We start from the raw sequence: 11,590 nt of genomic DNA on the forward strand, positions 1-11,590 counted from the left end.
AGTCTGTGCCATTTGTGACGCGGAGCGTCACGGGCGGCATACCCACGCAGAGCGTAGGCACGATCAGTGTCGAGGCTGACTTGTGTATAACGATGAGTGCTCTGCGTGGGCACGTAGCCCGGGACGCTCCGCGTCCCATTCGGGAGCAGACGCAGGGCTCCACACCAGGATCACGCAAGCGTCTATCTCAACCCAACGGGTGCAGCACGGCCCGTCCTCGGGTTAATCTCCGTCTTCAAGGCAATCGGTCCACAAGACCGTCCGGACTTCACCGACCGCCCTCAAGAAGGAGCTTGTCTGCATGTTCGATTTCTCCGCTCAGCTCAAGCAGCGGTTTGCTGCCCTCAAGAGCGATGCACAATTCTTTTCCGTGCGTTATGTCCGTCGAAACGGCCAGCGTCTGTCTGTGCGCAAGAACGTGGCCGAGCCGCCTTCGCTGTTCACCGATGAAGGCGCGATGCTGACGGTTCGCCTCAATGGCGTTGAAACCTACGCCGCAACCCACGACATATCTCAGAACGGCCTGCAGGCTGCCCTGCATCAGGCCGAGGCCATGGCCCGCCGTCTGGCGCCGCATGCGCTGCTGGACCTGAGTGCACAACCCGTCTCCACCGCAAAGGCCGACTACTTCTCGCCAAACTTCAACCAGGCGTTTCCGCCGCTGAGCGACTGCATCGGCCTGCTGATGAGCGAGTCCACGGCCGTCCCGAAAGACGAGCGGCTGGTCAACTGGCAGGCAGAGCTGGGGCTGGAGACCGTCGAGCAGATCTACTTCAACACCGCCGGTGCCGAGCTGCGTCAGGCACAGCGCTTTGTCTTTCCGGGGATGAGTGTTACGGCCTACGACGGAAGCGACAGCCAGACCCGCAGCCTGGGCGGTCAGAATTTCGGTCAGCAGGGCGGCGTTGAGGTGCTGAGCAACTGCGGTTTGATCGGCGCGGCAGCGACAGTCGCCGATCAAGCGTTGCAGTTGATTCTGGCGCCCAACACACCGTCAGGCCCGCGCGACCTGCTGTTGATGCCGGACCAGATGGTGCTGCAGATTCACGAGTCCATCGGCCACCCGCTGGAGCTGGACCGGATCCTGGGCGATGAGCGCAATTACGCAGGCACCAGCTTCGTCAAAATGTCGGACTTCGGCACCCTGCAGTACGGCTCCAACCTGCTCAACGTGACGTTCGACCCGGACATCCCAGAGCAGCTCGCCAGTTACGGCCATGACGACGAAGGCACGGCAGCCAGCAAGCAATTCCTGATCCGCGACGGCCTGCTTCAACGTCCGCTGGGTGGCGCACTGTCGCAATACCGCAGCGGCCTGGATGGCGTGGCCAACAGCCGCGCCAGCAACTGGAACCGTCCGCCCATCGATCGCATGGCCAACCTGAACATCGAGCCGGGCGATCAATCGATGGACAAACTGATCGGCAACATTGAGCACGGCATTCTGATGTCGAGCAACCGTTCGTGGTCCATCGACGACGCGCGCAACAAATTTCAGTTCGGCTGCGAATGGGGCCAGTTGATCGAGAACGGCGAACTCAAAGGCGTGGTGAAGAACCCCAACTATCGGGCGATCTCTGCACGCTTTTGGAAAAGCCTCAGCGCCGTGGGCGATGCCAGCACCTTCAAAGTGCTGGGCACGCCGAACTGCGGCAAGGGTGAGCCTAACCAGGTGATCCGGGTCGGCCACGCGACGCCCGCGTGTGTCTTCAGCCAGGTGGATGTGTTTGGAGGAGATGCCTGATGGCTCAGCAACAGCAATTCGAAGCACTGGTCGCCTTGCTCAAGGCGGCCATCCGCCCGACCGAACAGTTCACCCTGGCCTATGACGCCGAGGCGTCGGACTTCATCCGCTTCAACCATGGCCAGGTGCGCCAGGCAGGGCAAGTACAGCAAGCCATTTTGAGCTTGAAGCTGATCGATGACGGCCGTCATGCCAATCTGGAAGTGACGCTGTCCGGAGACACCGACACCGATGCGCAACGTTTGACCGATGCCCTGCAGCAACTGCGCGAAACGCTGCCACTGCTGTCGAAGGACCCGTATCTGTTGCCCAACACCCAATCCTGGCAGAGCAACAATGTGCAGGAAAATCCGCTGCCTGACAGCGGGCAGGTTGTGGAGCGGATCAGCGAACTGGCTCAAGGGCTGGATCTGGTCGGTTTCTACGCATCTGGCCCGCTGTACCGGGGTTTCGCCAGTTCATGGGGAGCGCTGGGCTGGCATCAGGCCAACAGCTTCAACTTCGACTGGAGCCTGTTTCACGAAAACGGTCAGGCCGTGAAAGCCAACTATGCCGGTCACGACTGGGACAACGAGGCGTTCACGCGCCGCTTCGAGCAGGCCCGCGAGCAGCTGGATTATCTGAGTCGCCCGCTGCATACCCTCGAACCCGGACAGTATCGCGCCTATCTCGCTCCGGCAGCGCTGGACGAAGTCATCGGCATGCTGAGCTGGGGCGGGTTTTCCGCACAGGCGATTGCCAGCAAGCGCAGCCCGTTGCAGCGCCTGTACAACGGCGACGCGCAGTTCAGTCCCTTGGTCAGCATCGAGGAGAAGGTCAGCGGCTCTTTGTCGCCTGCGTTCTCCCGCGAAGGCTATCCGCGCAAGGATCTGACCCTAGTCGCGGACGGCAAGGCGGGCGAGCAACTGGTGGATTCCAGCAGCGCCGCCGAATACGACTTGCAGGCCAACGGTGCCGACTACGGCGAATGGCCCAGCGCACTGGCCATTGCCGGCGGTTCGCTGGAGCTGGATCAGGTGCTGCAAAAGCTGGGCACAGGGCTGTACATCAGCAACCTCTGGTACCTGAACTTTTCCGATCAGGCTGCAGGCCGTCTGACCGGCATGACGCGTTTTGCGACCTTTTGGGTCGAGGATGGCAAAATCGTCGCGCCGGTCAGCACCATGCGTTTCGACGACAGTGCTTACAGCCTGCTGGGCAGCGCACTGGAAGATCTGACGCATGAAAGGGAACTCATTCTGCAATCGAGCACCTACAGTCAGCGCCAGACAGGATCCATTCAATTGCCGGGTGCTTTGATCAGCCGACTGACCCTCACGTTATAACAAGGAGCTTATGGCCAACTCTGCCACGCACGTCATGGACGACAAGACCCTGCGCTGGATGCCCTGGGTCATCGCCATCGCGTTCTTCATGCAAAGCCTGGACGGCACGATTCTCAACACCGCTCTGCCGTCCATGGCCAACTCACTGGCCGAAGATCCACTGCGCATGCAGTCGGTGGTCATCGCCTACATGCTGACCATTGCGCTGCTGATCCCGGCCTCGGGCTGGATTGCCGACCGGTTCGGGATCAAGCGGATCTTCTTCAGCGCCATCCTGCTGTTCAGCTTCGGCTCGCTGCTGTGTGCACTGTCCAACTCGCTGAGCATGCTGGTGGGTGCGCGGGTGATCCAGGGGCTGGGCGGCGCGTTGATGGTGCCCATCGGGCGGCTGATCGTGCTGCGGGTTTACCCACGCTCTGAGCTGGTAAGGATCATGGGGTTCATCACAGTGCCGGGGCTTATCGGTCCGTTGCTCGGTCCGACGATGGGCGGCTGGATGGTCGAATACCTGAGCTGGCACTGGATTTTCCTGCTGAACATTCCGGTCGGGATCATTGGCTGCTATGCGGTCAAGCATTTCATCCCGGACATTCCCGGCGGCGGTCGCACCCGCTTCGACGGGGTCGGGTTCGTGCTGTTCGGCGCGGCCATGGTGCTGATCACCATTGCATTGGAAGGCCTGGGCGAACTGCACCTGCCGCACATGCGCGTGGTGCTGTTGCTGTTCGCCGGCATGGGCTGTCTGGCGGCTTACTGGCTGCGGGCCGGGCACATCGACGCGCCGCTGTTTGCGCCCTCACTGTTTCGTACGCGCACGTTCGCGGTCGGCATCATGGGCAACCTGTTCGCGCGACTCGGCAGCGGCGCGCTGCCGTTTCTGGTGCCCCTGCTGCTGCAGGTCGCGCTGGGCTACTCGCCGTCCGAGGCAGGCATGAGCATGCTGCCGCTGGCCGCTGCCGGGATGTTCGCCAAGACCGTGGCGCGCTGGCTGATCGAGCACCTGGGCTATCGCACCCTTCTGACCAGCAACACGCTGCTGCTGGGCTTGCTGCTGGCGAGTTTCGCACTGGTGGAGGTGGACACGCCGTACTGGGTGTTGCTGGTGCATCTGGGGCTTCTGGGTGCGGTGAACTCGTTGCAATTCACCGCCATGAACACCGTGACCCTGATCGACCTGAATGACGCCAGCGCCGCCAGCGGCAACAGCCTGCTGTCGGTGGTGGCGCAACTGTCGCTGAGCCTGGGGGTGGCCAGCGCCGCTGCCCTGCTGGGCGGATTCAGTGACGAGGTGGCGACAGGCGAGGTCAGCGACGTGCTGGGGGCTTTCCACATGACCTTCCTGAGCGTCGGCATACTGGCGATGTTCGCAGCGGGAATTTTCCTGCAACTGCCTGCGAACGAGGGGCGCAAGAAAGTGGTATGAGTGGATCCGCTCCGCGTCCGGAATCGGACGCGGAGCGTCCTGGGAGGCATTCCCACGCGGAGCGTAGGAACGATCAGCGTGATCTCAAGCACGCCGATCATGCCCATGTTTGTGCTCAGCGTTATACCCGAGTCTTGCCGCGACCACGGACGGAGGGAACGATCATCACCGGGCACTGAACAGCACGCCGATAAGCCATTTATCGACATCGCCATCTGAGCCGTCCCCCGGACCTGATACACTGCGCGACATTTTTGTTTTGCAGGTCCATCGTCGTGACAAACACCGCTTTCAATACTCTGCCTCTGTCCGCTGCCATGCTGGCTAACCTGGAGTCGCTTGGTTATGCCGAAATGACACCGATTCAGGCGCAGAGCCTGCCGGTGATCCTCAAGGGCATGGACCTGATCGCTCAGGCCAAGACCGGCAGCGGCAAGACCGCCGCCTTCGGCATCGGTCTGCTGAACCCGATCAACCCGCGCTTTTTCGGCTGTCAGGCACTGGTCATGTGCCCGACCCGTGAGCTTGCCGATCAGGTGGCCAAGGAAATCCGTCGTCTGGCGCGTTCGGAAGACAACATCAAGGTGCTGACCCTGTGTGGCGGCGTGTCGTTCGGCCCGCAGATCGGCTCGCTGGAGCACGGCGCGCACATCATCGTCGGCACGCCGGGCCGTATTCAGCAGCACTTGCGTAAAGGCTCGCTGGTGCTGGACGGCCTGAACACGCTGATCCTCGACGAAGCCGACCGCATGCTGGACATGGGTTTCTACGACGCCATCGCCGACATCATCGAGCAGACCCCGCAGCGTCGCCAGACCCTGCTGTTCTCGGCCACCTACCCGGCCGGCATCAAACAGCTGTCGTCGAAGTTCATGCGCGATCCGCAGACCGTGAAGGTCGAGGCGCTGCACGCCGACAGCCAGATCGAACAGATTTTCTACGAAATCTCCCCCGAGCAGCGTCTGGAAGCGGTGGTCAAGGTACTGGGTCATTTCCGCCCGACCTCCTGCGTCGCATTCTGCTTCACCAAGCAGCAGGTTCAGGAAGTCGTCGACCACCTGACCGCCAAAGGCATGTCCGCCGTCGGCCTGCACGGCGATCTGGAGCAGCGCGACCGTGATCAGGTGCTGGCGATGTTCGCCAACCGCAGCACCTCGGTGCTGGTCGCGACTGACGTGGCGGCACGCGGTCTGGACATCGATGCGCTGGACATGGTGATCAACGTCGAACTGGCACGCGATTCGGAAATCCACATCCACCGCGTCGGCCGGACCGGTCGTGCAGGCGAGAAAGGCATCGCGGTCAGCCTCGTGGCGCCGTCGGAAAGCCAGCGCGCCCGTGCCATCGAAGAGCTGCAGAAAGCACCCTTGAACTGGCAGCAATACGACCAGCTGAGCATCAAGGAAGGCGGCAAGCTGCTGCCCGCCATGACCACGCTGTGCATCGGCTCGGGTCGCAAGGACAAGCTGCGTCCAGGCGACATCCTCGGTGCGCTGACAGGCGAAGCCGGCATTCCGGGCACTCAGGTCGGCAAGATCGCGATCTTCGACTTCCAGGCCTATGTGGCGGTCGAGCGCAGCATGGCCAAACAGGCGCTGGAGCGCCTGAACAACGGCAAGATCAAAGGCAAGTCGCTGCGCGTACGGATTCTGTAACCTTTACCGACGATGATCGTGCCCACGGCAAACGTGGGTACGCAGCCCGTGGCGCTCAGCGTCATTTCAAGAAGCGGACGCGCAGCGTCCATGCAGGCGATTCCCGAGGACCATGCTGTGCCCGTTACTGACGTTGTAATCATTGGCGCTGGCGCCGCAGGTTTGATGTGTGCTTTTACCGCTGCCAGTCGCGGGCGCAAGGTTATGCTGATCGATCACGCCAACAAACCCGGCAAGAAGATCCTCATGTCCGGTGGCGGGCGCTGCAACTTCACCAACATGTACACCGAGCCTGCCAACTTCCTCTCGCAGAATGCGCACTTCTGCAAGTCGGCGCTGGCACGCTATACCCAGTGGGATTTCATCGAGATGGTCGCCAGACACGGCGTGCCCTATCACGAGAAAAAGCTCGGCCAGCTGTTCTGCGACAACAAGTCCAGCGACATTCTGGAAATGCTGCTGGAGGAATGCCGACAGGCCGGTGCCAGCCTGCACATGGACACCTCGGTGCAGCAGATCGAAAAGACCGACTCGGGCTACCGCCTGCAAACGACGCTCGGCACGCTGGATTGCCAGTCACTGGTGATCGCTACCGGCGGGCTGTCGATTCCGACACTGGGCGCGACCGGCTTCGGCTATCAGGTCGGCAAGCAATTCGGCCACACGCTGCTGCCGACGCGCGCAGGCCTCGTGCCGTTCACCATCACCGATCAGCTCAAAACGCTGTGTACCGAGTTGTCGGGCACCTCGGTGGATTGTCTGGTGAGCTGCAACGACACCAGCTTCCGCGAGAACATTCTGTTCACTCACCGTGGCCTCAGCGGCCCGGCGATTTTGCAGATTTCCTCGTTCTGGTTGCCTGGCGACACCGTGGAAATCAACCTGCTGCCCGATCATGACGTGCCAGCCTGGCTGGCGCAGCAACAGGCCGAACGCCCCAACAGTGAGCTGAAGACGCTGCTGGGCGAGATCTTCACCAAGAAGATGGCCAACCTGATCGCCGAGCACTGGTTCGTCTCCAAACCGATGAAGCAGTACACCCACGCCGAGCTTGCCGACATCGCCGAGAAGCTGGCGAGCTGGCAGGTCATTCCGGCGGGCACCGAAGGTTACCGCACCGCCGAGGTCACGCTGGGTGGGATCGACACACGTGAAGTGTCTTCCAAGACCATGGAGTCGCTGAAATCGCCCGGTCTGTATTTTGTCGGCGAAGTGCTGGACGTCAGCGGCCACCTGGGCGGCTTCAATTTCCAATGGGCGTGGGCATCGGCCTACGCTGCAGCGCAATACGTGTGACGCAACACTGAATGCCGGTATAAATTTTGCGAGTCGGATGTACAGCCAGCCGTTTGGTCTGTACATATCCTCCTGCAGGATCGATTAATTGAGCACAAGGCCGTCAGCTTATTCATGGCATCGAAATCGCTTCGTCATACTTTCCGTCGTTTGTGGGCGCTGGATAAATTCAGTTATAGCGTTCGAGTCTTCATTGCCCTGACCGGCAGCATGGCGCTGTGCTGGTATCAGAACGAGATGGCGTTGCTGATCCCGCTGTTCCTGGGGATTATCGCCAGCGCCCTGGCCGAGACCGACGACAGCTGGCAAGGCCGCCTCAATGCGTTAGCCGTGACGCTGGTGTGTTTCAGCATCGCCGCCCTCGCCGTCGAATTACTGTTTCCCTACCCTTGGCTGTTCGTCTGCTCGCTGGCGCTGGCCAGCTTCTGCCTGACCATGCTCGGCGCGCTGGGCGAACGCTACGGCGCGATTGCCTATGGCACGCTGATTCTGTCGGTCTACACCATGATCGGAGTGGATCAGCGGGGCGGTGAAGTGCTGGATTTCTGGCATGAACCGATGCTGCTGGTCGCCGGTGCCGCGTGGTACGGCCTGCTGTCGGTGGTGTGGCAGATGCTGTTTTCCAACCAGCCCGTGCAGCAAGCGCTTGCCCGCCTGTTTCGCGAGCTGGGGCAATACCTGAAGCTCAAATCGACGCTGTTCGAACCCATCCGCACCCTGAACGTGGAAGCCCGGCGTCTTGAACTGGCTCAGCAGAACGGCAAGGTGGTCGCTGCACTGAACGCGACCAAGGAAATCATTCTGCACCGGGTCGGCAGCGGTCGGCCCGGCTCGAAAGTCAGCCGCTACCTGAAGCTGTATTTCATCGCTCAGGACATTCACGAGCGCGCCAGCTCGTCGCACTACCCCTACAACTCGCTGACCGACGCGTTCTTCCACAGCGACGTGCTGTTCCGCTGCCAGCGTCTGCTGCGCCAGCAAGGCAGTGCGTGCCAGGCGTTGTCGGAATCCATCCAGTTGCGTCAGCCATTCGTCTACGACCCCAATTTTGCCGAGGCCATGGAAGACCTGCATGCCTCGCTGGAACACCTGCGTATTCAGAGCAATCCGGCCTGGCGCGGACTGTTGCGCTCGCTGCGCGCCCTGGCCGCCAACCTCACCACCCTGGACCGGTTGATCAGCGACGCCAGCAACCCGGACGCCTTGGCCGATGCGACTGACAGCAGTCTGCTGGACCGTTCGCCGCGCAACCTCAAGGATGTCTGGACGCGCCTGCGCCTGCAGATGACCCCGACCTCGCTGCTGTTTCGACACGCGCTGCGCCTGCCGCTGGCCCTGACGATCGGTTATGCGATGGTGCATCTGATTCACCCCTCGCAAGGCTACTGGATCATTCTGACCACGGTCTTCGTCTGCCAGCCGAGCTACGGCGCGACCCGGCGCAAACTCGGACAGCGGATCATCGGCACGGCCATCGGCCTGACGGTCGGTTGGGTGTTGTTCGATCTGGTCACCAGCCCGATTCTGCAATCGATGTGCGCAGTGCTGGCCGGCGTGGTGTTCTTCGTCAACCGGACCACGCGCTACACGCTGTCGACGGCCGCGATCACGGTCATGGTGCTGTTCTGTTTCAACCAGGTGGGCGACGGCTACGGGCTGTTCCTGCCACGGTTGTTCGATACGCTGCTGGGCAGCCTGATCGCGGGTCTTGCCGTGTTCCTGTTCCTGCCGGACTGGCAGGGGCGGCGCCTGAACAAGGTGCTGGCCAATACCCTGACCTGCAACAGCACCTACCTGCGTCAGATCATGCAGCAGTACGCCAAGGGCAAGAGCGACGATCTGGCATATCGACTGGCGCGGCGCAACGCCCACAATGCCGATGCAGCGCTGTCGACGACGCTGGCCAACATGCTCATGGAGCCCGGACACTTCCGCAAGGAAGCCGACGTCGGGTTCCGTTTTCTGGTGCTGTCGCACACTTTGCTGAGCTATTTGTCGGGTCTGGGTGCACACCGGGATACACAGCTGCCCAGCGATGTTCACGAGCACTTGATCGACGGCGCAGGCGCCAGACTCGCCGCCAGCATCGACGAAATTGCCCGTGGTCTGGCCGAGAAACAAAGCGTCGCCGTGCAGAGCGATGAAGAAGAGGCACTGGCCGCGCAGCTTGAGCAGATCCCGGAAGAGATGGATGAAAGCCAGCGACTGGTGCAGACCCAGCTCGCGTTGATCTGTCGCCAGCTCGCCCCACTACGAACCCTGGCGGCTCATTTGATCAAAGCGCCGCAGGCGGTCCCAGACCATGCCGTCTGAACAGCTCGTCGTAACTGCCGTCAGCTTTCATGGCGGCAATTTCCCGATCGAAATCCGCGACGATCTCGGCATGCTTCGGATGCTTCAGGCTGACCAGAATATGCAGGCCGTTCTCGCTCACTGAGCCGGGCAGAAATTCTACCCGCTCACGTACGTCCTCTGCTTCCAGCGACAGGTTATAGCGGGCCACGTATTCGTCCTCGATTGCAAGGTCCACGCGCTCGGCCGCCAGCATGCGAATCGCCATGGAGAAACTCTGCACCGGTATCTTTTGCAGAAGCGAGTCGTTGTCGAATTCAGGCGAGTAGGCATAGCCGCGCACGATGGCGATCATGTAGGCATGCAGTTGCTGATGAGTCTGCGGCGCGATGGGCGAGTCCTTGCGCTTGAGCAGGCGTATGCGGTTGACCAGATAAGGCTGGGAAAACTGCCCGATCAGATTTCTGTCCTCACTGAACCAGGCATTCACCAGCACATCCTGACGCCCCTCGCTCAGGGCCAGCAGGGCTCTGGCCCAAGGCACCTGCTGATACTCGACCGTGTAACCGGCACGCTTGAGTGCGGTGCTGACAATGTCGGTCGCAAGCCCGCCATTTTGCAGCAAGGCGTCGGTGAAAGGTGGCCACGGGTCGGCAACAAGACGCAGCCTTTCAGCGGCATTGGCAGATGCCATCGCCAACACCACCAGCAACCCCAACGCTCGAAGCAGATACGGCATGCCTGGATTCCTGAAAGGACGCTTGCCGGGTCAACACCTGACAACGGCGAGGCCACCCTCCATAAGGATGACGCTGAGCCTGAGTGAAGACCCAAAACAGCCAATAAACAAGTCAAAAGCGTGCAGCAGAGTCTGGTTCTTCCCCACAACGGACCGGCCTGTTTGCGGACGATGACGCTGGCCGTTGTTGCGATGCTCCCTGGACGATATTCATCCCAGTGTCAGCGTTTATTGGGAATGACGCCAGATGCGTTTAGACTTCGCTTCTGGTTTCTCTGCGAGTCGGCAACATGTCTATCAAATGGATCTGCAAACACCACACCGAGCTGAACGTCCAACAGCTTTACGCCGTGCTGAAACTGCGCGCCGAGGTGTTCGTGGTGGAACAGCAATGTGTGTACCTGGACGTCGACGGACAGGACCTGACAGGTGACACCTGCCACCTGATGGCATGGCAGGAAGACCAACTGGTCGCGTACCTGCGCTTGCTCGACCCCATCCAGCAGGGCGGCGACGTGACCATCGGCCGCGTGGTCACGGCACCCTCGATTCGCAGCAAAGGCATCGGCCACGAACTGATGGTTCAGGCACTGGAACACGCCGAACGCAAATGGCCCGACCAGCCCATCTACCTGTCGGCGCAGGCGCACCTGCAGGGCTACTACAGCCGTTATGGCTTCAACCCGGTGGGCGAGGTCTACCTGGAAGACGACATCCCGCACATCGGCATGCGTCGGGATCTGGAGTGAGGGCAGCTGGTCTGCGTCGGTTACAAAAGCGGCGTGGCGAGAATTGAACGCTCGAAGTGATTAATGTCCAGGCTAGCTCAGCCTGATAGTTCGACACAAGAAGGCCGCTGTGCCTCACTTATGCGGCGGAATTGATCAAATTTGATCAGCCAATGGGGCCGTGCTAGCGTTCGCTTCAAGAATAGCCCCCACGCCTCGGGCAGGTCTTTGGCCTGTACTGCGCACCAGGGGGTTAGTTATTTGATCGTGCCCATCGCTCCGTGCTCATCGTTATACACAAGTCATCTGGCGATCCAGTGAGACAGCGGCGCCGCCGTGCTTTTTTGCGCGATAGTGCGGACACCGCCGATTGCGACGTGGGTGAAGG

Annotated in this window: 8 protein-coding genes; 7 read left to right on the top strand and 1 reads right to left on the bottom strand. The window is 61.1% G+C overall.

The genetic code is table 11. From position 1 onward, the window contains the following. Positions 1-301 precede the first annotated feature (301 nt). From QRN20_RS21140 to yccS, 6 genes are all read left to right on the top strand, one after another. Complete coding sequence (locus tag QRN20_RS21140) at positions 302-1,744, top strand: TldD/PmbA family protein (protein WP_122417858.1); 1,443 nt, start codon at positions 302-304, stop codon at positions 1,742-1,744. Then, positions 1,744-3,069 carry a TldD/PmbA family protein gene (locus tag QRN20_RS21145; RefSeq protein WP_122429478.1) on the top strand — a complete coding sequence of 442 codons (1,326 nt, stop codon included), beginning with the start codon at positions 1,744-1,746 and terminating at the stop codon, positions 3,067-3,069. Before QRN20_RS21140 ends, QRN20_RS21145 begins: the two co-directional genes overlap by 1 nt. A 10-nt stretch (positions 3,070-3,079) precedes the next feature. After that, a complete protein-coding gene (gene mdtD, locus QRN20_RS21150; RefSeq protein WP_122425813.1) occupies positions 3,080-4,492 on the top strand; it encodes a multidrug transporter subunit MdtD in 1,413 nt (470 codons plus the stop codon). A gap of 317 nt (positions 4,493-4,809) precedes the next feature. After that, entirely contained in the window at positions 4,810-6,147 is a 1,338-nt protein-coding gene (dbpA, locus tag QRN20_RS21155) for an ATP-dependent RNA helicase DbpA (RefSeq protein ID WP_244998704.1), read from the top strand. 117 nt (positions 6,148-6,264) lie between these two features. Continuing rightward, positions 6,265-7,443 carry a BaiN/RdsA family NAD(P)/FAD-dependent oxidoreductase gene (locus QRN20_RS21160; protein ID WP_029244254.1) on the top strand — a complete coding sequence of 393 codons (1,179 nt, stop codon included), beginning with the start codon at positions 6,265-6,267 and terminating at the stop codon, positions 7,441-7,443. Positions 7,444-7,557: 114 nt separating this feature from the next. Then, positions 7,558-9,756, top strand: coding sequence for a YccS family putative transporter (gene yccS / locus QRN20_RS21165; RefSeq protein WP_058430902.1), 2,199 nt, complete (start codon positions 7,558-7,560; stop codon positions 9,754-9,756). Here yccS and QRN20_RS21170 read toward each other — a convergent pair. Next, positions 9,719-10,474 carry a substrate-binding periplasmic protein gene (locus QRN20_RS21170; RefSeq protein WP_058430901.1) on the bottom strand — a complete coding sequence of 252 codons (756 nt, stop codon included), beginning with the start codon at positions 10,472-10,474 and terminating at the stop codon, positions 9,719-9,721. The two genes, yccS and QRN20_RS21170, sit on opposite strands and share 38 nt — an antisense overlap. A gap of 290 nt (positions 10,475-10,764) precedes the next feature. Here QRN20_RS21170 and QRN20_RS21175 point away from each other — a divergent pair, with 290 nt between their 5' ends. After that, on the top strand, positions 10,765-11,223 hold the full coding sequence (locus QRN20_RS21175) for a GNAT family N-acetyltransferase (RefSeq protein WP_004884350.1): 459 nt from the start codon (positions 10,765-10,767) through the stop codon (positions 11,221-11,223). Positions 11,224-11,590 lie beyond the last annotated feature (367 nt).

The organism is Pseudomonas sp. fls2-241-TYG-175 (assembly GCF_030209155.1).
GTDB classification, from domain to species: Bacteria; Pseudomonadota; Gammaproteobacteria; order Pseudomonadales; family Pseudomonadaceae; genus Aquipseudomonas; species Aquipseudomonas viridiflava.